Source organism: Leptospira fletcheri (assembly GCF_004769195.1).
Taxonomy (GTDB): Bacteria; Spirochaetota; Leptospiria; order Leptospirales; family Leptospiraceae; genus Leptospira_B; species Leptospira_B fletcheri.
Genome location: NZ_RQET01000004.1, coordinates 559,973 through 580,345, shown reverse-complemented (window position 1 = coordinate 580,345; position 20,373 = coordinate 559,973). Strand labels below are relative to the sequence as shown.

The window sequence follows — 20,373 nt, the reverse complement described above, 5'->3', positions numbered from 1 at the left end:
GTCGATCGCCTCGTATATAATTCTATTCGTATTCGATTTAAGAAGAGAATGTTCGAATGTGGACGGAAGCACATATTCGAATGCGCTGTTTCCTTTAGGAAAAGCGGAAATTGGTGCCTTGCCTCGAGCGAAATATCCTTCGCTCGAACCATTAACACCCGCCGGAAAAGGCGGGCTTTTTTTGAAAACGATGCGAACGCAAGGGCCGCTTTAAAGCGAGAGGATAGCTAACGTCCGTTAAATCCAATCCTTCGGTTGCGATAAACCGATACGGACAAAATCGCGCAAAAATCCCCGGTAACGAGTCAGAGTGTCCCTTTTATTATGTTCCGCCGGACGGAAAATTCCCTTTTTGGAAAAAATCTTCATCGGCTCCTCTTTGATATCGGACCAAGTACCGACTTCTAAAGTTAAGGGTAAAAACTTCGCATCCCAGCCGGAGTGATCCGAATGCACGTCCCGATAATGATCGTAAAACTTATCCCATAGATCGCCATGCGTAGTATAACTCTCGCTTTGAGGTCCATAAGAAAAATGAAGGTGGCCGCAATTTTCCCTAAGATGGGACGCCAATTTACGATACAAAAAAGTATCTTCGCAGGGTTCCTGGGTGTAAGCATAAGGCCACCACACGTTATCCACCGTTCCAAAACCGGAATGCAGGTCCAGGACCGGCATGATGGCGTTTTTGACTTCGAAGAATTTTTCATACATGGTGCGGAACAGGATTCTAGATTCAGGTTCCAATCCATGCCCTCGAAAATAGGGAAGTTTACTGGAGAATTTCTGACCGCCGAAAAAAGGGAGCGGTTTTACCGCGTCGATTCCGGAATTGCGCATCAAATCGACTCCGCCGGGATTCGATCTCGTTTTTGCTGCCACTCCACCGGGATTCACGATCGGGATCACGACCAAACCCAGTTTTCCTTTTTTCAATTCAGGAAGATAACCCGTCGACTCCGGGTGAACGACGTATTCGAGAAAATCCAGTAAGATCTGAATTCCTATCGTCTCCAAGCCGTGAACTGCTGCAGTGATTCCCACGGGATGCTTTGTCAGTCCCTGATCTGTACCTAACTCCAAGGAATAGATAGGAAACCTAAAACCTTCGGACGTCCTTCTGGAAAATCCGATCTGCTTGAGTTTAGCCAGCTTGCCAGCCAATTTAGCGATTCTTAATAAACGTTTTTCATATCTGTTTAATCTCTTTAATCCTCTGAGCAAGGGTTCATCCTCCCGGATTTATCTTTTTCTTTCCCGGATTCGAGTCCCTTCGGGGCTCAAAAATTCCCTTTATTTTTTTAGGGAATCCCTCGATCGAATTCATTTCGATATTTGGTTCGAATACAGCCACATGCAATCTTCGGACAGACTCGATACTCCTTTTTTAATCGATTCGCAGTCCGAATCGATCACTTTTTGTAGGCAAGATCCGGTTCTGGCAACGGCAGTTTCGGGATTTTCCACTTCCAACTTATAAACCGGAGTCTCCTTAAATTTCTGTAAACAGACATCCGGCCTCAGTCTTTTTTCCAAAATCGACTTTTCGTCCTTGTTGAGTCTGTTTAAATCGTCTTGCGCGCAACTTTGAATCTTTTCGCAGTACTCGGCGATCAAAACGAGCCCGTTGGAGCCGAGTTTACCGTTTTCTCCAGTCCAAACTGCCTCGATATCCGCGGAGACCTTTCTCTTTTCCTTACAACTTAGAAGAGCACAAACGCAAAAAATCGTAGCAGAAGCGATAATCGAAAAGAATAAGATCCGATTCGAAAATCGTCTTTGTCGCATTCCTTTTCTTATAAAACTCATATTCCGTCTTATTCCTTTTCCTTTTTTCGAATCAGGATTTCAATTCGCTCTTGGGAAGCTTTTTGCTCCGGGGATGTTTCGTTTCGTTCACCTATTTGTCTGAAACCGTTAAAAGCCTGAACGGATATTTTCTCCTTGGGAACGCCGTATTTTTCCGAAAGCACCTCCGCGATCAGAGTGGCCCGATGAGCGTTGTATTCCCAAGTCGTTCTAAAACCTCGGTTTGTTATTTGATCCGAATAAGGAATTTGCACGCGAAGTGTAATATCCACGTCCAGTCCTTGGACCACCTCGGCGACTTTTCGAAACGTAAAATCCGTATCTTCGTCGGGCTGGAATTCTTCGCCTTCTCCCAAAGAAGGCGCAAAAATTTGAATCCGAATTTCTTCCGTCTCGTTCATCCCGATCATCAATTTTGTTTTTTCTCGCATCTTCTTTAAAGCATAGGAGATACGTTCCCAAAAACGGTACAGTTGCGTTCTAGGCTGCAGTAACGAATCTTCCTCAAAATTCGTATTCGAACCCTCGAAAAAAGATTCTCCCAAACCGAAACCGCCGCGAACTAGATCCGCAACTTGTTTCAATTTGCTTTGGTCCACCTGGGAGACAGAATACATGATAATGAATAGGCCAAGTAAAAGAGTGATCATATCCGCGTAGGTCAAAAGCCAGCGATCCCCGTTTTCTTCCGAGGATTCCTTCCTTTTATAACGTGCAAAACGGGATCTAAAATTCATAATGCGGTTTCTTGTCTGGATTCGGAATCGAATGCGGAATTTAAATATTGCGTTTCCCGTTCCTCCACTTTTTCGATAAACGCGGCGAATATCTTGGGTGAAACCGGAAGAACGGCATTATAAGCCTGTTCCACGGAATGAAACAAGGGAGAAACTCCGAGCAGGGATGCCATGAGTCTAGCCGGTCGTATGAGATACGCAGCGATCGGTCTATGTGCGAGTTCATAAAACGTTCTCAGATTGTGTAATACGATCCTCAACTGTTCCTCTCTCTCAGGCTTATGGCCGAAAGCGCGGTACAAATCGTCGTATTCTTCCCGAGCGAGACGCTTTCCGTTCCAGTCCCGCACGAGAAGCAGCTTGGCCATTTCGCCGTCGAGCTTATCCGTAAGATTGTTCAGTTCGATCAGCGTTTCCAAGTTGGATCTGGTCGTTTCTTTCATCATGTTTTTGACTCTTTGATACGTATCCAGAGCCAATTGCATCCATGCTTCCTTTCCTTCCAAATTATAGATCGTCTCGAAGAAATATTCCACCATAGGGATCGTCTCTTCCAGATGAAAGTAATCCGCATAGAATTTGCGGAATCGTTCCACTTGAGCCCGAACGATCTCTATTTTGGCCTGTTTGAGTTTTGTTTCTTCGAAATTTCCCACGGATAGAGTTTCCTTATCCAAAATCCGCTATTTGGATTTTCCTCTCGAGACTAAAGGCAGTCGGTAACTTCTGTATCCTTGTTGGTCCATTTCCGTCTTTGCGGAACTGGCCTGAGTAGGAATTTGAATCGTTTCCCGGTAAGCCTTGGAAGTGGAGCGAAACAATATATATGGAACTCCTTCTTCATTCGGAGTGTACTTGAATCGGATTCCGTACCGATGGTTTCTTCCCCAGCCTTCTCTCGTGGCTTCCAAAAGAGGCACCTTAGAACTTATGTATTTTCCTTCGGAAGAGTAAACGTCAGACCCGGGAGAATAGGTCCTGACCCCGTCCTTGCCGGATTCAACTTCGAGCTTTCCTCCTTGCGGAAAGGAGAAACTTAGATATGTCGTACCTGCATACGAACCGCGGTTCTTAAACCAAACGACCGTCTCTCCTTGCCGGTTTTTTTTCCAATCTGTCGGAGCTTCTACGCTTAACAAACCGGGAACAGCGACATTCGGAATATCAGGAATCATTTCCCAGCCGTTAAAATTGAAGTTTTGCGCGTAAGTTCTATTGGCGGGGAATATAGTAACGTTTTTCTCCTCTTTATTATAGTTAAAATCCGCTCGCTTGGACTTAACCAGAAATTCGTGATCTTTTAAGGCGGCAAGACCATCCAGAATTTTGACCCCTTTCCGAATCACGAACGGAACGGAAAAAAGTCCGTGGGGAGGTTCTTCGCTCAGAACTTCCAGGAAAAGGGAATTGAAATCGTCTCCGGGTAGCTCTTCCATAAGAATTCTCTTAATGACAAATCCGGCTTCTTTCGACTTGGATTCCTCTCCGGGTTTCCAGGAATTCGCCTTAGAATCGTAATGCATAGGTCCTATGCTCAAAAGCCCGAAAGGGAACTTATATTTTAAAACCCATTCCCCACCTTCTTTTTTGAACACCGCCAGAATTTCTTCCGTTCCGTTTCTGACCAAAGCGAAACATTCCAAATCGGGATCTTCATCCAAGTTCCCTAGCTTTTTCAGAATAACATCCGGATTTTTTTCTTCCGCGGCGGGCAACACGGACGACACGACTTTAGAGTCAGACGGGGTTTTGGAATTACAAGCGGTGAAGAATAAGCAAACGAAAAATAGGATAGAAAGTCGGAAGGAGAGGTACGTAAAAAATCGAGAATTCATGCCGGTCACAAACAGTATCCGAAGAGGAAAAGTCCCTGTCCATCGATTTCCGAGGTTAAACGACTCCTCCGATTCCCAGAACGTCCTTCAGTATTCGGGCATTCGTAGTACCTTCATATTCGTCTTCGTATAGACCAAGCTCTCTCGCAAATTCCGGAGATAGGCCCGCTTTCATCCTAAGTTCGGGAAAATAGAAGGTTCCTTTTGCACGACGCGGAGTAAAGGGATGAGAAATCAATTCTCTGTATTTGTGCCACTGGTCGATCCCTTTCGTCGAATCCCCAAAAAGGACCTTAACGCCTCTTTTGACGTGTCGAATCTCGTCCTTGTGCACTCGATCCATGATCGCGGCCTTTTCCGTATCTCCGAATTTTTCGAATGCCATTCGATAGATCTCTGAAAAATCCAAGTTTGCGCCTTCGAAAGAAATAGCCATTACGGCATAAAATTTTTCTAATGTGTTCATGTTCGGAGTCTGCTTCCAAAAGATATAGTTCAAAGGTTTATCCCCCAAATCCACACCTCCGGACCTTATGCATTCCAAATATAATCGCAGATGAGATTGTTCCTCCAGTAAGGTTCGATAAAAACTTTTTCGTACGCTAGTAGGCGCATCCTGAAATTTCAAAATCGCCCAGGCGAATAATTCCACTGCCATCAGTTCGTGGTTCGCAAAATGATGCAGGGAGAAAATCCGATTCTCTTCGTTATTCAAATGCTCCAATCTGGGGATCTTCGATCTTTTGTCGGAAAATGCGATTTTCGCCCCTCGGGCAGGATGATCGGGAAGAAAAAACGGAAGTGAAAAATCGTCTTCCGGAAAGTTCTCCGGAGAATAGAGTTTATCCTCCAGCCTTTCGGAACGGAGTATGAATTCTGCGAATTGGTTTAAGGAGGTCACAAGGAATGTTTTTTGGCGTCGAATGCGAGTTCTATGATGGATCCGCGAATATTCGAAACTCCAGGATCTGAGGAAATTCTGCCTTCTTTACAATGATAAAGTACTTTAACGGAATCCATCAAGGATTGTATGATCCTCAATCCCTTACCTAGATTCCGGTGGAAGGTAGGTTTTCCTTTCATCGGAAGGAATTCGCATTTGTTCTCTTGGTATATTTGAAATTTATTTATGAATTCTTGTAGGGAGGAAGCTTTGGATTCGTTATAGGCGGAACGGAGTCTTTCCTCCTTCAATCCGGAACCGTAATCGACGATCCAAAGAGTGAATTTGGAATCCTTAACGATCCATCTACAGAGTATCGTCTCCACCGAATCCGAGTTGATATTCGCCGATATGGAGTTGGTCAATGCCTCATCCGCTGCCAGCTCTATTTGTCCGATGTTCTTCGGAGAAAAATCGTTCTCTTCCAGCGACTCCCGAAGAGCGTTCCGAAAATCCCGTATGCTAGACAGGTCCGGCGGAAGGAACATCACGCAGGAACCCGAATTTTGCCTTACCAATAGTGAGTCGATCGTATCCCTCATTAAATGGATGTCCCTATATATTAGAGATACAGGTCAAAAGGGGGCTTTTGCAACAAAAAACCCCTAGTTTAAGGAAATTCCTGACTGTAATACCGTTTTTTCTATTCGTTTGAGTAGCTTTTCCTTCCCTAAGAGAGGGAAAAGAATCGGAAGCTCCAATCCGTGCGCTTTGCCGGTAGTCGCCACTCGAATAGGCATGTATAAGGTCTTGCCCTTCTGACCAGTGGCTTCTCCCGCTTGGGCCATCAATGTCTTATAATCTTCGTCGTTTTGCGGCAAAGATTCCGATAATAAGTGATAGAATTTGCGGATCACCGATGCGGCAGCTTCCTGCTTAAGGACTTCCTCCGCCTCTTCCCCCGCGATTTTTATATCCGAAACGAAGAACTCCGCCACATAATCCGGTGCCTGCCTGAGATTGTCCAGATAGACCCTAACGCTATCCAGGATAGATGCCAGTTCCGGGTTCTTGGGGTCCTTATGTTCTTTTGGAATATCCGTCCGATCCTTTAAAAAAGGGACCAAGGCTTCGGCAATCTGGGCGATGGGAAGTTCGCGGATATATTTATTGGACAACCAGTTCAATTTGGATTTCGGATTCATGGCTTCCGCAATCTGTTCCAAACTGGAGAAATTCGTGGCGACTTCCTCTTCTCCTCCTTTCGGCTTCTTGAATACGTCAAAAGTGGAAGGAGACTTGGAACATCTGTGTACGTCGAAAATGGATTTCAGAGTTTCGCCCCTGAGATACTCCTGTCCGTCCGACGAAGTCCAGCCGAGTAAGGCCATATAATTCACGAACGTTTCCGGCAAATAGCCTAGATCCCGGAAGGCAAGGATAGAAGTGGCGCCTGCTCTCTTGGACAATTTTTTTCCGTCCATTCCTACGATTTCGGATGCGTGAGCGAATTCCGGAACGGGAAAACCAAGCGCCTCATAGATCAAAATTTGACGAGGAGTATTGGAAAGATGTCCGACCCCGCGTATCACGTGGGAAATTCTCATCAAGCCGTCGTCTACGACTACTGCGTAGTTATAGGACGGAAAGCCGTCCGATTTAACGATGATGAAATCACCGATCAGCTTCGTTTCGAATTTCACTTTTCCTTGGATGATGTCATCGAAGATCAAAGTCTTGGAAGGAGTCCGGAATCGAACGGAATAGGGAACTCCCGCATTCAATTTTTCCTGCACTTCCGTCTCGCTCATATTCGCGTGCAGTCCGTCGTACACGTAGGGAATTCCCATCGCTTCGGATTGTTTTTTCTTCGCTTCTAATTCCTCCTGGGTGCAGAAGCAGCGGTACGCTTTGCCTTCGGAGATTAATTTTTCGGTGTATTCGCGGTAGATGGATAATCTTTCCGATTGTATATAAGGCCCGAAAGGACCTCCCACGCTTGGACCCTCGTCCCATTCGATTCCTAACCACGCCAGGGATTCCAAAATCGTTTTAAAGGATTCTTCCGTCGATCTGCTCTGATCCGTATCTTCTATCCTGAGCAGGAATTTTCCGCCTTGCGCTTTGGCATAGAGATAGTTGAAAAGCGCAGTTCTTGCGCCTCCGACATGTAAAAAACCCGTAGGAGACGGGGCAAAACGGGTGCGAACTTCTTTGTTATTTTGCATTGTTCTGGTCTGAGAGGATGATGATTGGATAATTCCTCAAATCGGCCCGAGTGGTAAACGGAATATTGGAGGAAACATCGTAAAAAAGAAAACTGGAGAACTTGCTCCCCTGAATGCTTCTCTGTCGGACTAAGGTTTGTGAGGAAAGCAGCTCTTCCGGGATGATTCCCCAAGCCCAGATTTCCCCTTTTTCTCTCCGAAAAATCCAGACAGGCAATGCGTCAGGCACTCTGGGCAAGGCGATAAATCCCACTTGTCTGTAATCATAATCCGCGTACGGAAAGGTTTTTCCGGAAGGGTGGACAAAGTCCGTGGTTAAAAGGGAACCTCTCGTTCTCAGATTTTCCCAAACGATCTCGGCGCCTGAACCTAGATTTCTAGATTCCTTGGATAGCCATGCTTCCTCAGGACTCAACTCGAAGGTAAGAGACCAATCTTCCAAAGGAATCCTCTTGGACAAGATACTCGTCGCGGACTTCGGAAATGTGTTTCCTTCCCAATCCCAGACCTCATTCATTTTCGGAAGAAAGGAAATCCGTTTCGGATTCGTAACGTCTCCTTCCACCAACTTAGAGGAACCGGTAAAAAGCCCTGCCTTAAACGTAAATTTCGGAAAAAAAATCGTTTTAGGAAGAGAATCCAAAAATTCGGATTTCGTTTCCCAAAGATCCACTTCTCCTTTCCAGATTCCTTCTTGGTGGGCTTCGCTACTCACCACGATATAGCGCAAATTGCTCGGTTTATTTTCGTAGCTTTCGGAAGTTTTCGGAACTTGAGATAGATTCCAGTAAATCCGAGTCTTGTGAGATTCGTCTAGGAGTGCTTTTTCCCCCGACATCCAATCCGGCAGGAGAGAACAGCGAGAAAGTCCGTGGATGCAAATGAAGAGAATGCTATAGGCTGCGGTACTATTAAAAGAAAGTCTAAGATTCAAAGGAATTCCTACGGAAAAAGAGGGTTTCCTGAAAAAGTCCTGCTTTCCAGTGTTTCTTCAAGGAAAAACCGGGAAATTTTCTTTCCCTCCTATCGTTTCCGAGCGAGAACGGAAGAAAGCCCAAAAACCTCCTTTCCGGACGGCTTATTGGCACTTTAAAATCTCCTTATTCTCAAAAAGGTTGACAGCAAAAGCGTCCTAAAATCCCTTGGCATAAAAGTCCTATGAAAGATTCCAATAAATCCAGCAAAGATAACTTTCCGAAAGTTCCCTTCGAAGACCAAGTCAACGACGACCAGAGAAAGTATTCCCGTTATGTTTGCGATTCTAGGGCGATTCCGCATGAAATAGACGGATTGAAACCGGTCCAAAGACGGATTCTCTGGGCGATGTGGAACTCCGACGCGAGAAATCGTTTTACGAAGACCGTAAAAGTTGCCGGTCTTGCAATGGGATACCACCCTCACGGGGATCGTTCCATCCAGGACGCCCTTTCTCAAATGGCGCAGGATTTTACGTTTGCAAATAATTACCCCTTGGTAGCAGGAGAAGGAACCTTTGGGGACGTCCTAGATCCGAGTGCCATCGCTTCCCCGAGGTACACGGAGGTCAAACTTTCGGATTTCGTAAAGGATCTGGGATTTTTCGAAAGTCTACCCGACATAGATTACGTTAAGAATTACGACGAAACCGAGGACGAGCCCATCCATTTCGTAGGAAAAGTTCCCGTCGTTCTTCTGAACAATATCCAAGGAATCGCGACCGGGTTCCGTTGCTTTATTCCGGGCCATAAACTTTCCGAAGTCATCAATTCCCAAGTCAATTATTTAAAAACTAAAAAGCCTCTTCCCCTTAAGCCTTGGTACAAGGATTACAAAGGCCAAGTGAAAATGGCCAAAACCGAAGCCGGCAATACCACGATGACCACCACCTTCAATTTCACTTGGGAAGGTGATACTCTGTTCCTTACGGATTCTCCGATGAACTGGAACCGGGAAAAAGTGATCAATCTCCTGGACGATATCCTGGAAAGGAAAGATTCCTGGCTCAAAGACTATGTGGATTATTCCAGTCAGAAATTCAAAGTCGAACTGATTTACAAAAAAGGGGAAAAACCGACTCCCAAACAGATCGCGGAAGTTTTTTCCAAAGAGGATACGCAGACCCTTGCAAACAACGTGATCACCTACGACGGCCGACTCAAAAATTTCGGACCCGAGGAAATCATCAAAAGATTCTGCGACTTCCGGAAAACCCATTTGATTCGAAGGTTCAAACGCCTCGCGGGTCTCGAAGAAGAAAAGATAGAAAGAAATTCCGAATTGATCAGATTCATTAAGGAAAAATGGAACGAAAAAGTCGTCGGAATCAAATCCAAAAAGGATTTCGAAGATCGACTTCAAAAAGCGAAATTTACGTATTTCGAATGGTTGGCCTCTATCCCGGTTTATAGGATGACGATCGACGAGGTCCGCAAGTGCGAAGAAGCGATCGTAGAAGCTAAAGCCGCGCTTTCCAGGTACCAAAGTCTCGTAAAAGAGGACAAGAAACTGACGGAATTCATGATCGGAGAATTGACCGAACTCAAGGATAAATGGGATAAGGAATGAGTAACGCCAAAACCAAAACCGAAAAAAAGCCGAACGGAGGTCAGGAAAGGAACTTCAAAAAACTTTCCAACGTAGAGCACGTACGTATGAGAACCGGGATGTGGCTGGGCCAAAACTCGGCGTCCACGTTCGAGCAACATTTTTTTCGTAAAGGAAGCGACGGTCAGTACGAAGTCGTCCACGAAGAGTTGGAGGACGTCCCCGCGAAATTGAAATGTTTGGACGAAGCCTGTATGAACGCGGTGGACGAATACCGCAAAAACCAGAAGGACAAATCCGTTCCGGAAAAGGACAAGATGTCAAAGTTGATCATCCAGCTTTCGTCCGACAAAAAAACGGTCAACGTCTTAGATAACGGAAGAGGTATTCCCGCTAAAAACGCAGAAGGCGTCTTTCTCCATCTGATGTACGGCGAAAACTTCGACGATCAGGTCAAACAGGACCACGTCGCCGGACAAAACGGGGTGGGAATCTCTCTCGTGCGTATGGTTTCCTCCTATTTTAAGGTAAAAACCGTAAACGACGGGATGTCCTTCAAGAAACTATTTACCCTTCATGAGGATGCGAAAAAGCAGATCCGCTCCTACAAACTTTCCAAAGAAGATACCGAACGGGCGTTTCTGTATTTCGACGAACAAGGAAAATTCGACGAATGTCCCGTTTTGGCCAAAGACCAGATCGAAAAACTGGTTCCAATATGCAAAAAAACGAATATGATCGAGGCGGTGGAAAAAGCCGCCAAGGAAGATCACGGAACCTCGGTAGAATTCGAACTGAATCCGAAATATTTCAACAGCCTCGACGTCTCTTTCAACGTGGATCTGATGAAGCAATACCTTCAGGATATCGCAATGACGAATCCGGGCTTGGAAGTTCAGTTCGTACATAAGGGCAAAAAGGAAAAATACAAATTCAAGAAAGGGTTGGACGAGATCTTTTCCCACTCCGCCCTTACGTATTACAAAATGGACTACCAAGCGCCCGCGACAGGAACCCAGCTTCACCTAGAAGCATATTTAGTGATCGGGCAAAATAAAAATCTTACTTGGGTAAATTCCATCTTCGCTCCCCAAGGCGGATCCGCTATCGAATATCTCGAAAACAGAATCTGCGACGAAATTCGCAAAAAAAGCCAGATCGTTTCCCTTGAAAAGAAATTAAAGACGAGCTGTACCAGAAACGACGTTCGGAATTGCTTTCACATGTATGTGAATATGCGTCTTCTGAATCCCCGATTCAAATCCCAAGATAAGTCTTATCTGATCAACGACCTAAATGAAGATATTCGTAATGCGGTAGACAAACACCTGGATAAATTCATCAAAAAAACGGGACTGCTGGAGGAAGTAAAACTCCAGATGGAGAAACGGACCCAAATGAAAGCCTTTGAAGATGCACAAAGAGGTCTCAAGAAGGCGAGTAAGATGAACATTCCGAAGTTGATGCCTCCGACGGGAAAACCGGGAGACGCCGGCAGGGTGCTCTTCGTGGCGGAAGGAGATTCCGCAATCGCAGGACTTCGTCCGGCAAGAAATCCGAAGCTTCACGGTCTGTTTCCTTTGAGAGGAAAACCGATGAACTGCAAAGGCGTTTCCTTGGCCAAAGCGATCGCCAACGAGGAATTGAAGAATATCGTCGCTATCGTCGGATTACCCTTGAACGAAAAAGTGAAGTCTATAGACGAACTCAATTACGAAAAAGTAAGTATCATCACCGACGCGGACTTCGACGGATATGCCATCCGGTCCTTGATGCTATCTTTCTTTTATGAATATTGGCCGGAATTATTCGAGCTAGGATTGATTCATATTTCCAGCGCCCCTCTGTACGAAGTGGACATCCGCATGGGAGATTCGAAAAAGACCGAAACGGTCTTTTGCATCGACGATAAGGATTATGACGATCTGATCAAGAGAGTCCAAAAGTCCGGCGGACAAGTCATACGCAAAAAAAGGAACAAAGGACTGGGAGAGACCGGCAAGGAAGCTATGAAGTTTGCCGTGGAAGAATGTATGACCAAAATCGTAATCGGGAGTAAAAAAGAGGCTTCCAAGGTGCAGAATCTTTGGTTCCACAAGGATTTTGCGGAGCAAAGAAGAGACGCGATCTCCGAATATGCGATGAGCGTTATAGAAGACTAAATAGCAGCATCCGGAATTCCTTCGGGATTCCGGATTTCAGGCCCCTTTCTTTTCCAAGAAATTTTTCAACTGGGTTCCGATCAATTCCGTCCAGCCGGCTTGGAAATTCTCGCGAGCAAAAACAGGATTGTCATTTGGAAAGGTTTCAATTCCCTCGTGCGTCAATCTGAGCTTCGTGTCTGAACTTCCTTCGGAAAAAAGTTCGAAGATTACTTTGGAATCGCCGGGATAACCTTGGTATTTCCAACTATAAGCCAATTTTTTACCCGGAATCGCTTCGGTAATCCTACATAAGTGAACGTATTTTTTATCTTCCGGACCGGCTTCGAAACTGAATTCGAATCCAATCTCGGGCTTGAACTCCGAAAGATCGAAATACCATTCTTTCATTCGATTTTTATCCGTAATCGCTTTCCAAACTTGATCCGCGGAAACACTATAAGTTCTTTCGATAACGAACGGGGTTGCCGACATATATCCTTCCTAAATTCCCTCGAGTCGCCGTGAAAAATCCACGAGTTCCCGGTTTTCGTTTAAAGATTTAGACCATGTTGACCGCTTTGATCGCCGATACTAAAGCGGCCTCAACCGTACCAGTACTTTCTCCCGTATGTTCTCCGGCAAAGAAAATCCGATCGAACGGTTTTCTAAGACTCGTCTCCGAACCGTAACTGCCGGGAGGGAAGGTTGCCACTCCGGAAGGCAAATAATCCTTACCGGTTTCGGAAGAATAGATTCTCTGGATCTGAAGGTCCTTTTTCAACCCTAAGCGTCCCAAAGTTAGTCGGATATAATCGACTCTCTGATCTTGGGAAGCGGATTCGAAAACGGAATACCTGTCCCCGTTGGCTATCATTCCGAGGATCTTATCCGGAGAATCGGTTTTAGTACCCGCATCGTACAGAAACTGAGCTGCGGAATCGGAATGCACCGCAAAAGGCGAGGATTCCCACGGCGCTTCCCGCAAAACCAGAAATAGTTTATAGATTTGTGAATATCTGATTCTGAGAGCGGAAAGCAGTTTTTCCTTATCCAAGTCCGGATTCCATTTCAATGCTGCAAGTTGATTTGCGGGAAGAGTGCAAACGCATACGGCGCCTTGGAATTTTCTACCGGAGGCCGTGCCGATCGTTACTCCGCTACCGTCCTGATCCACGGAGCGCACCGGATCCGAAAATACGAACTCTGTGTTCTCTATATTTAAAACAAGGGTCTTGGCGATGTTCTCCATCCCGCCTTCTATTTTGGAATTGCGTTGGGGAAATTGCGCTAAATCCGTTAAGACTTTCTGAGCGGAAAGCACACGGATCGAATCTCCGTAATGTAAGGATAATTTATATCCTAGAAGTGAAAGATCGTCCGCACTCGCTCCTTGGTAAAGAAGATAATTATAGAAGCTGATTCGATCCAATCCTTCTTGTTGACTCGGATTCATTTTGGAATTCAAGCCGACCAACTTGTTCAAGATCTCCTGGGATTTCCCGGAGATCTCCCAGGAACCGAATTTTTTATAAGTCCCTAAAAACAAATCCGGGTGCAAGGCGACTGAAAAAGATTTTAACCCCAATTCTCTCACCAAGCTTCGGACCGTTTTATCCTCCGAAGAAATCCATTCTGCGCCTAGATCCAGTGTATGCCCGGAAGAATCTGTTATGGAACGAACCCTTCCACCTACTCTCTCCGTTGCTTCGATCAGGGTCACCTTGCTTCCCGTCTTTCCGAGTAAATACGCGGAATATAGCCCGGCGAGACCTCCGCCTAAGACGATTACTTTCTTTCCGGGAGCGGGCGAAGATTGAGCATGAATAACGTTCTTTCCTATTCCTAACAACGTCGCCGCCGTTAAAGCTCCCGCTTTCAGGAATTCGGACCGGGAAAACTTCATAACGAATCACCTCGAATCGGTTTGGAGCACGAACGTACGATCCTAGACCGCTATAAATATCTTCGGACGTCGATGCAGAATATCACGGGTTTTTTTCTTGCAATGGAAACCTTAGAATCGTTCTCTAGTCTTAAACTTTCAGGGAGGAAGTCGGGTGTTAATCCCGCGCTGACCCGCAACTGTGATGTCCGTCCTTTCATAGGCCGGAACGAGCCAGATCTTCCCCGCTATACGATCCTCGAGGTCGGGACGTATTGCATTCTCGCCGAAGCACGCCCGTGCACCGCGAAGGGGCCCAGAAAGTCGTATGTCGGGGCACCCTGAATGGTAATGCGGCGTAAACAAAACCGTCGACCACCTAGGATACAATCGTCTTTACCCGTTTAATCGGTAAAGATCGCCTTTGCGCGATTTGCGATTCGTGCCGCCGCCAAATATGGAAAACGAGGAAACCAAGATGGGACGGACAAAGAGTATAGTACGGGTATCGGCATTCGGCATCCTATTCGCGATGAATCTAGGCTGTTTTGAAAATAAGAAAAACGATCATAATGATCAGACAACCGGGCTTTTGGCGCTGTTATCGATCAATCCGACTTTGGGAAATTACGTTTATTACAACGGAACTCCGAATTATCCCGGAGGAACATACACTGCGGCGGGAAACGTAGCGGTCGGAGAATATAATATTACAAATTCGTTAATTACTAGATATGATTACGATACCGGATACGGTGCAAGCCATCTTTACGGAGAAGTTCAGGAAGTCGATTTGAATCGCCAGGTAGTCTACGTAAGATTCAGATCGGACTCCACGTATTCCGCAGGAGACTACGCCTGGTATCGGTGGACGTACAACGGCGGATATCTGTATATTTGCCCCGACCTTTCTGGCGTGAGTAACCAAACGACTTTGGCCGCAGCCAAAGCATCCAATGTGGATTACTATTCGGACCCGACCAATATCAATACGGGTTGCGGCCTAAACAGCGGATTTTCCCCCACAGTCTGGAGCAGATTGCAATCGAAATAAGAGAGCAAAGCCCGCGCTTCCCGCTCGAAAAAGAGGAGTAGAATGGCGAAAAATAAAATCCTTCATTTTCTTACCGGCGCCCTTTTGGGGATAGGGTTTTCCGTTTCCTGTCAAAGCAAATCCGAATCGGGTAGCGAGGTGTCGATAGCGGCATTGACCCAGTTACTACAGGGTGGCGGATCCGGAACTACGAGCAATTGTCGAAGTTTCTTACCGAAGGAGTCCGGCAATATCTACGTAGGCGATCAGATCGTTTCCGCTCCCGCAAATAGCGGGATCGGTTTCAAAGATTCCTACTGTTCTGCTAACGGCGTCCGAGGAATCGACCTTTTCGACGGTTCTCTGGACGTTTATACTTTGGATCCTTCCGGAGTCGGTGCCCTTTTGGTTCTAGGCTGGTCAGGAAAAAAGGTACTGCCCGGACCTGGGATTGATTTTATGGTTTATGAAAATCCGTTCTTCATCGGAGTCCAAAACAACACGAATCCATTTAACTCAGTTTTCTTGGAACCGATCGTGGTGGAAGTCGGCAACGACCTAACAAATTGGTGCGGTTGGAACCCTACCTACACGAACTCGAACCCGAGTGTCTTTTCCAACGATCCTTCCGTTTGGGCGAGATTTGCAGGAATCACCCCCTTCGTTTTGAATCAGGAATCGAATCCGATGACTGTATCCGCCGTATACAATCCGGATGTAGTTCACGGAGGCGGCGGCGGAGACGGATTCGATTTGGCAGAACCGAATTTCGGAGCCACCGGATCCGGTTGCACGGGAACCTTAAAAAACGATCTCCAGACGAACGGGTTTCTTTATATCAAACTAGTTCCTGCAATTACAGTCCAACCTTCTCTTCCAATTCCGGCAGGGAATGGCACCCCGGATATAGACGGAGTGATTGCGAGAAATCTAAGTCCTTAAAGTAAGGAGAAAAAAAATCAGAATTTTTCGTGCATACTTTCGCATTCGTCTTAGTCTCGGTGAAAGACTTCTATGATTCGTTTCCTTCGTCGAGAGCTGGTCCTATTTTTATCTTCGGTACGCTTTAACACTCGAATCGCCGTGCCGGATTGGGTGGAACATTCCGAAGAGCTGCTCGCTTCTTCGGTAAGATACTTTCCTCTCGTAGGTTGGATCATCGCCTGTCTGACTCTTTCGGTATTTTTAGGAAGCCGGCAAATTCTGCCTACGATGATCGCCGCCATTCTTTCGATTTGTGCCTCCGTTTTTGCCACGGGAGCTTTCCACGAAGACGGATTTACGGACGTCTGCGACGGTTTCGGCGGAGGTTGGAACAAGGAAAAAATCCTGGGGATCATGAAAGACAGCCGGATCGGAGCTTTCGGTGTAATCGGCATCGTTCTCCTTTTACTCTTAAAGTCGGTCTGCTATTTTTTTCTGGCGGATCTTCCTTTCTTTTTCTTCGCGATCGCGATTTGGAGTTCCCATGCATCGAGCAGACTTTTTGCGAACATGATGGCAATATCCTTACCTTATGCGAGAGAAGACGAACTTTCCAAAGTAAAATCGATCGTCAAATCGATGAAAGCATCCGACGTTTTTATTTCCGCGATCTGGGGATTGGGACCTTCCCTTTTGCTCCCTTTCATTCAAAGCTCCGATCCGCTTCGATATTCCCTTATGACTCTTATTCCTCTCGGTTTTCAATTATTAGGTTTCGTTACTTTACGAAATTTTTATAACAAACGGCTCGGGGGATATACGGGAGATTGCCTAGGCGCAGTTCAGCAAGTCACGGAGATACTTTTTCTGCTAGGGACGATAGTCGCATGGAAATATTACTAATCCGTCATACGACTCCCGAAGTGGAACCTGGGACCTGTTACGGCTGGACCGATTTGGGTCTTCCAGCCACCTTTGAAAAGGAAGCCGGCGAACTCTCAAAGATCCTTCCGGAACGAATGAATTCGATACGAACGAGTCCCCTATTTCGGTGTTATAGTCTGGCGGAATTCCTAAGCAAACGATGGGAAGCGATTGGAAAACCTCCCGCCTGGAAAGTCGATCCCAGAATTCGTGAATTGAATTTCGGAGCTTGGGAAGGGAAACTCTGGGAGGAAATCCCCCGTGAAGAAACGGATCTCTGGATGGAAAATTACGTTCATCGTTCTCCGCCTGACGGAGAAACGTATTCCGATTTGCGAACCCGAGTTTCCGAAGCTTGGGAAGAAGCTTTAAAGGAAGGGCGCGCATGGGAGAAAACCAGAAAGGAAGAAGGAGAAAGCGAAGAATACAGGGAAGCCTGGGTCAGTCATGGCGGAGTCATTCGGTGTATCGCATCCATCGTCCTTGGATTCCCTTTGGAGAACGCTTTCCGCGCCTCTCTGGAATACGGCTCTCTTTCCATGGTTCGGGTCCGCTTCGGAGAGAATACTTCTTTTCCCCAATTCGTATTTTGGAATCGACGGGCCGGTTAAAACGCGCATGATTATGTCCTAGAAAGTCGCGACCTTTTTTAGGACCTTCGCATTCCCCTTATGGTTTTTCCTCGTTTTCCGATAAGAAATATGAGCTCCCTAATCATGCGGAAAATTCAGATCTTTCTCCTTCGACATTCCTATCGATTTTCTCGGATGGGGATTCTCCTTTTCGTCGCTTACTGGTACGCCCTTTCGCTACCGATATTCGCATCCGATCTTTTTCCCGGATCGACGGATTCCGAAGAACGCGCCAAGCTTTTCGTTTTGGATGCAAGCGGCTCGATGAACGAGTATCTAGGAATCTACCAAAAGATTCATTTGGCCAAAAAACACGTAAAACATTATGTGGACGGCCTCTCCGAGCGCACAACGGTAGGATTCATCGCCTACGGAAACAGGCTTCCGGGATGTCAATCTTCAAGACTTTACCAGCCTTTTGAGGATGATAAATCAAAATTTCGTAATAAACTCTACGGATTGACTCCCTCCGGCGCCACTCCGTTAGCGGAATCCATCAGAGTCGCGGGAACCTATCTTTCCGGAAAAAAAAGACCTGTGGAATTGATCCTGGTTACGGACGGAATCGAAAGTTGTTACGGTGATCCCGAAAAAGAACTAAAAATACTCCAATCAAAAGGGATCGATTTCCGGATGAACATCATCGGACTCGGATTGAAACCTGAAGAAAGAGCCGCCATGCAATCCTTGGCAAAGCTAGGTAAAGGCTCCTATTTCAACGTGGACGGCGACGGCGACTTCCAGTCGGCTGTGGAAAAACTTCTCCATCAGGAAACAGTTTCCAAGATATCCGAAAACTCCGGTTCCAGACCTACAGGAAATTCTTCTCCGATCCGAATCCTAAATTGGGAAAGAACCAAAGTGGACGAAAACAAAAACGGATACACGGTTACTTTCGAATTCGATCATCCGGGTTTAAAGGATCGTTGTATCACGATGAACCTGAAATCCCCAGGTACCGATTCCCTCAAACCGACCCAATTGGGCAAACTAAGACCCGAAAATCCCGAAAAGGTAAGCAGACTAGAAACCGTCTGCCCGAGCCAAAGCGCCGGTAGGGGGAAATTCTCTTTCGTGGCCGTGAAGGGAATTGGAACTTCCGCAGTCCTCGAACTCTGGGACATGTCGGGAGTTCCTCAGGTCGTCGGAATCAGCCAAGAGGTCCAGATCGGCAAAGATTTCACGGAAGGTTCAGGTCCTGATCACTCGGAAAACTGACTCGGTATTCCAATTTTACTTCCCTCTTACTCGCCGGCGGAATTTCTAGACGCCATTCGTAGATTCCCGAGTTCGGACGAAATTCCTTTGCTCCCGCCGTAGTTCTTTCTTTTACGATCTCCACAGTAACGCTGGCCAATTCGGAAATCGGAATTTGATCCCGGACTAAAACGGATTTCGCTTCCTTACCGAAATTTTCCAAAGTCAGATAGACTCGTTTCTCCAGTACCTTCTGGGAAGTGATCAAACCTTCTCGAGTCTGGTTGGACTCTTTTCTGTAGGAAAGCCGAAGACTTCCTTCCGTACCTAAGGAAACGGAAACCGATTCCCCCGGGCTGGTATAAGGAACCCGAGTCGTTCCGATTAATCCGGAATTGCGAAACAAAGAGACTTCCCCCGGCAAAATCGGAAACTCTCCCGCATTCAGGAAGCTAGCCTCCTGCAAAGGAAAGGGCTTGTATCGAGGAGAAGCGATCGTGCGGATCTTTGCTGCAATGTTAAAAGAACTCATTTCGAGTTTTCTGGATTCTTTTTGGGAAGGAAGATTGACTAGTTTAGGCAATCGGAATAGAAAACCGCCTCCTCTTTCGGATGTCGCCTGGGATTCCGGAGCATTTTGAGAAGCGGTTTGCGAAGGTTCCATTTGTGCCGCGCCAACCGATTGGGTTTGCGTGTTTAGGACTTCTTTTCTTACTGCAACTTCTTGGTCGTAAATCCTCTGCGGATGCAAGCGATTGCGTCTTTGGGACTGGTCCGGTCGGGTAGTGGACAAAGTCAATCTGACTCCTTGCCAATCTTCTCCCGTTTCCTGACGGACCTCGGCCAAAGATTCGAATTGGACTTTCTCGGCGGAATCGTTAGACGTAAGAATGTACGTCGGCTTCCAAGTCGCATTCGGAACCAAGTAACTCAGACGAAGTTCCGCGGTTTTCACCTCGCCGGAAGTATTTACGATCTGAACCCAGGTAATGCGTCTGCTTTTTTCCGCCTGAGAAAGGAGAAGGGAAAGTTTCGCTTTCTCCTCTTCCAACTCGTTCTGAAGGTTTTTCTTATTTTTCTCCACCTTTTCCCAATGGGAAAATAGGGAAAAAGAGTCCTCTCTATTTTTCCTCAGATAGGTTCCCCAGTTTTTACCGTCCGACTCCACTCTTCCATACATGAGATTGCGGCTGACGGTCTCCGAGACTTTCTTACGGAATTCGGCGAGAAGATCCTTTTCGGATTTCAGATCGTTCTCTTTGGAGACGACCGCTTCCAAATCTTTCTGTAGATTTTGTATCCTTCTTTGGAGTTGGGCAACTTCCGGATTGGACGCTGCAGTGCCTTCTTCTTTCCAAGTTCTCGTGCCCGTCACTTCCGATTGTTCCGAGTCGGTGCCGGCCATAAGGCTCTCCTCCAACAGAGAAACGGGCAAATTCGGAACTACGATCCGGTTCGCTCCGGGGGAAAGTTGGATTTTGCCCGTTCGTAAAACCTGTGCGGTACCTTGGTGCACCGTTATCTCCCGAATCGGAAAATCGCCACCCACCGCGAAAATGCCTTCGCAGAAAAGCGAAAAGGAAACGAGTAAAAACAAATTTCTAATATAATTCGGTTTCATT

The 20,373-nt window shown here is 46.4% G+C and carries 19 protein-coding genes; 7 read left to right on the top strand and 12 right to left on the bottom strand.

Features of this window, described 5'->3' with window-relative positions; genetic code table 11:
* Nucleotides 1-237: 237 nt before the first annotated feature.
* From EHO60_RS06055 to EHO60_RS06015, 9 genes are all read right to left on the bottom strand, one after another.
* Nucleotides 238-1,224, bottom strand: a complete 987-nt coding sequence (locus tag EHO60_RS06055; protein ID WP_135767253.1) for a M14 family zinc carboxypeptidase — start codon at nucleotides 1,222-1,224, stop codon at nucleotides 238-240.
* Nucleotides 1,225-1,323: 99 nt separating this feature from the next.
* Nucleotides 1,324-1,809, bottom strand: coding sequence for an LA_2478/LA_2722/LA_4182 family protein (locus EHO60_RS06050; protein ID WP_135767252.1), 486 nt, complete (start codon nucleotides 1,807-1,809; stop codon nucleotides 1,324-1,326).
* 8 nt (nucleotides 1,810-1,817) lie between these two features.
* A complete protein-coding gene (locus tag EHO60_RS06045) occupies nucleotides 1,818-2,546 on the bottom strand; it encodes an OmpA/MotB family protein (protein ID WP_135767251.1) in 729 nt (242 codons plus the stop codon).
* A complete protein-coding gene (locus tag EHO60_RS06040; RefSeq protein WP_135767250.1) occupies nucleotides 2,543-3,202 on the bottom strand; it encodes an FFLEELY motif protein in 660 nt (219 codons plus the stop codon). Before EHO60_RS06040 ends, EHO60_RS06045 begins: the two co-directional genes overlap by 4 nt.
* A gap of 27 nt (nucleotides 3,203-3,229) precedes the next feature.
* Nucleotides 3,230-4,381, bottom strand: coding sequence for an LIC13341 family surface-exposed protein (locus tag EHO60_RS06035; RefSeq protein WP_135767249.1), 1,152 nt, complete (start codon nucleotides 4,379-4,381; stop codon nucleotides 3,230-3,232).
* A 55-nt stretch (nucleotides 4,382-4,436) separates the two neighbouring features.
* On the bottom strand, nucleotides 4,437-5,282 hold the full coding sequence (locus tag EHO60_RS06030) for a DUF455 family protein (RefSeq protein ID WP_135767248.1): 846 nt from the start codon (nucleotides 5,280-5,282) through the stop codon (nucleotides 4,437-4,439).
* Nucleotides 5,279-5,866 (bottom strand): ATP-binding protein, encoded by a 588-nt coding sequence (locus tag EHO60_RS06025; protein ID WP_167880157.1) that lies wholly within the window; start codon nucleotides 5,864-5,866, stop codon nucleotides 5,279-5,281. The genes EHO60_RS06030 and EHO60_RS06025 overlap by 4 nt, the downstream gene beginning before the upstream one ends.
* Before the next feature lie 63 nt (nucleotides 5,867-5,929).
* Nucleotides 5,930-7,492, bottom strand: coding sequence for a glutamate--tRNA ligase (gene gltX / locus EHO60_RS06020; RefSeq protein WP_135767247.1), 1,563 nt, complete (start codon nucleotides 7,490-7,492; stop codon nucleotides 5,930-5,932).
* Nucleotides 7,482-8,426: an LIC_13346 family putative lipoprotein gene (locus tag EHO60_RS06015; RefSeq protein ID WP_246028154.1), complete on the bottom strand. Its 945-nt coding sequence runs from the start codon at nucleotides 8,424-8,426 to the stop codon at nucleotides 7,482-7,484. Before EHO60_RS06015 ends, gltX begins: the two co-directional genes overlap by 11 nt.
* 224 nt (nucleotides 8,427-8,650) lie before the next feature.
* On the opposite strand from EHO60_RS06015, the gene EHO60_RS06010 reads away from it, so the two are divergent.
* Both EHO60_RS06010 and EHO60_RS06005 read left to right on the top strand, forming a co-directional pair.
* Nucleotides 8,651-10,036: a DNA gyrase subunit A gene (locus tag EHO60_RS06010; RefSeq protein ID WP_135767246.1), complete on the top strand. Its 1,386-nt coding sequence runs from the start codon at nucleotides 8,651-8,653 to the stop codon at nucleotides 10,034-10,036.
* Nucleotides 10,033-12,177 (top strand): toprim domain-containing protein, encoded by a 2,145-nt coding sequence (locus tag EHO60_RS06005; RefSeq protein ID WP_135767245.1) that lies wholly within the window; start codon nucleotides 10,033-10,035, stop codon nucleotides 12,175-12,177. The genes EHO60_RS06010 and EHO60_RS06005 overlap by 4 nt, the downstream gene beginning before the upstream one ends.
* Before the next feature lie 36 nt (nucleotides 12,178-12,213).
* Here the strand turns inward: EHO60_RS06005 and EHO60_RS06000 are convergent, their stop codons facing one another.
* Both EHO60_RS06000 and EHO60_RS05995 read right to left on the bottom strand, forming a co-directional pair.
* Complete coding sequence (locus tag EHO60_RS06000; protein ID WP_135767244.1) at nucleotides 12,214-12,651, bottom strand: SRPBCC family protein; 438 nt, start codon at nucleotides 12,649-12,651, stop codon at nucleotides 12,214-12,216.
* A 67-nt stretch (nucleotides 12,652-12,718) separates the two neighbouring features.
* Nucleotides 12,719-14,062, bottom strand: coding sequence for a flavin monoamine oxidase family protein (locus tag EHO60_RS05995; protein ID WP_135767243.1), 1,344 nt, complete (start codon nucleotides 14,060-14,062; stop codon nucleotides 12,719-12,721).
* Between the two features lie 457 nt (nucleotides 14,063-14,519).
* Between EHO60_RS05995 and EHO60_RS05990 the strand changes: the two genes are divergently transcribed.
* The 5 genes from EHO60_RS05990 to EHO60_RS05970 all read left to right on the top strand — a co-directional run bounded on the left by EHO60_RS05990 (nucleotide 14,520) and on the right by EHO60_RS05970 (nucleotide 18,772).
* The gene (locus tag EHO60_RS05990; protein WP_135767242.1) at nucleotides 14,520-15,095 is read left to right on the top strand and encodes an LIC13354 family exoprotein; all 576 of its coding nucleotides are present in this window, start codon (nucleotides 14,520-14,522) and stop codon (nucleotides 15,093-15,095) included.
* A 42-nt stretch (nucleotides 15,096-15,137) separates the two neighbouring features.
* Nucleotides 15,138-16,016 carry an LIC_13355 family lipoprotein gene (locus tag EHO60_RS05985; protein ID WP_135767241.1) on the top strand — a complete coding sequence of 293 codons (879 nt, stop codon included), beginning with the start codon at nucleotides 15,138-15,140 and terminating at the stop codon, nucleotides 16,014-16,016.
* A 72-nt stretch (nucleotides 16,017-16,088) separates the two neighbouring features.
* Nucleotides 16,089-16,901, top strand: coding sequence for an adenosylcobinamide-GDP ribazoletransferase (locus EHO60_RS05980; protein ID WP_135767240.1), 813 nt, complete (start codon nucleotides 16,089-16,091; stop codon nucleotides 16,899-16,901).
* Complete coding sequence (locus EHO60_RS05975; RefSeq protein WP_135767239.1) at nucleotides 16,886-17,533, top strand: histidine phosphatase family protein; 648 nt, start codon at nucleotides 16,886-16,888, stop codon at nucleotides 17,531-17,533. The genes EHO60_RS05980 and EHO60_RS05975 overlap by 16 nt, the downstream gene beginning before the upstream one ends.
* Before the next feature lie 90 nt (nucleotides 17,534-17,623).
* Nucleotides 17,624-18,772, top strand: a complete 1,149-nt coding sequence (locus EHO60_RS05970; RefSeq protein WP_246028153.1) for a vWA domain-containing protein — start codon at nucleotides 17,624-17,626, stop codon at nucleotides 18,770-18,772.
* On the opposite strand, the gene EHO60_RS05965 is transcribed toward EHO60_RS05970, so the two are convergent.
* Nucleotides 18,735-20,372: a mucoidy inhibitor MuiA family protein gene (locus EHO60_RS05965; RefSeq protein ID WP_135767238.1), complete on the bottom strand. Its 1,638-nt coding sequence runs from the start codon at nucleotides 20,370-20,372 to the stop codon at nucleotides 18,735-18,737. The two genes, EHO60_RS05970 and EHO60_RS05965, sit on opposite strands and share 38 nt — an antisense overlap.
* Nucleotide 20,373: the final 1 nt, after the last annotated feature.

What these genes read in the sequence shown, in the direction of transcription:
- EHO60_RS05985 (WP_135767241.1), top strand. Translation starts at nt 15,138, where the DNA reads ATGGCGAAAAATAAAATCCTTCATTTTCTTACCGGCGCCCTTTTGGGG.
- EHO60_RS05990 (WP_135767242.1), top strand. Translation starts at nt 14,520, where the DNA reads ATGGGACGGACAAAGAGTATAGTACGGGTATCGGCATTCGGCATCCTA.
- EHO60_RS05995 (WP_135767243.1), bottom strand. Translation starts at nt 14,062, where the DNA reads ATGAAGTTTTCCCGGTCCGAATTCCTGAAAGCGGGAGCTTTAACGGCG.
- EHO60_RS05975 (WP_135767239.1), top strand. Translation starts at nt 16,886, where the DNA reads ATGGAAATATTACTAATCCGTCATACGACTCCCGAAGTGGAACCTGGG.
- EHO60_RS06025 (WP_167880157.1), bottom strand. Translation starts at nt 5,866, where the DNA reads ATGAGGGATACGATCGACTCACTATTGGTAAGGCAAAATTCGGGTTCC.
- EHO60_RS06050 (WP_135767252.1), bottom strand. Translation starts at nt 1,809, where the DNA reads ATGAGTTTTATAAGAAAAGGAATGCGACAAAGACGATTTTCGAATCGG.
- EHO60_RS06005 (WP_135767245.1), top strand. Translation starts at nt 10,033, where the DNA reads ATGAGTAACGCCAAAACCAAAACCGAAAAAAAGCCGAACGGAGGTCAG.
- EHO60_RS05980 (WP_135767240.1), top strand. Translation starts at nt 16,089, where the DNA reads ATGATTCGTTTCCTTCGTCGAGAGCTGGTCCTATTTTTATCTTCGGTA.
- EHO60_RS06000 (WP_135767244.1), bottom strand. Translation starts at nt 12,651, where the DNA reads ATGTCGGCAACCCCGTTCGTTATCGAAAGAACTTATAGTGTTTCCGCG.
- EHO60_RS05970 (WP_246028153.1), top strand. Translation starts at nt 17,624, where the DNA reads ATGAGCTCCCTAATCATGCGGAAAATTCAGATCTTTCTCCTTCGACAT.
- EHO60_RS05965 (WP_135767238.1), bottom strand. Translation starts at nt 20,372, where the DNA reads ATGAAACCGAATTATATTAGAAATTTGTTTTTACTCGTTTCCTTTTCG.
- EHO60_RS06045 (WP_135767251.1), bottom strand. Translation starts at nt 2,546, where the DNA reads ATGAATTTTAGATCCCGTTTTGCACGTTATAAAAGGAAGGAATCCTCG.
- gltX (WP_135767247.1), bottom strand. Translation starts at nt 7,492, where the DNA reads ATGCAAAATAACAAAGAAGTTCGCACCCGTTTTGCCCCGTCTCCTACG.
- EHO60_RS06010 (WP_135767246.1), top strand. Translation starts at nt 8,651, where the DNA reads ATGAAAGATTCCAATAAATCCAGCAAAGATAACTTTCCGAAAGTTCCC.
- EHO60_RS06035 (WP_135767249.1), bottom strand. Translation starts at nt 4,381, where the DNA reads ATGAATTCTCGATTTTTTACGTACCTCTCCTTCCGACTTTCTATCCTA.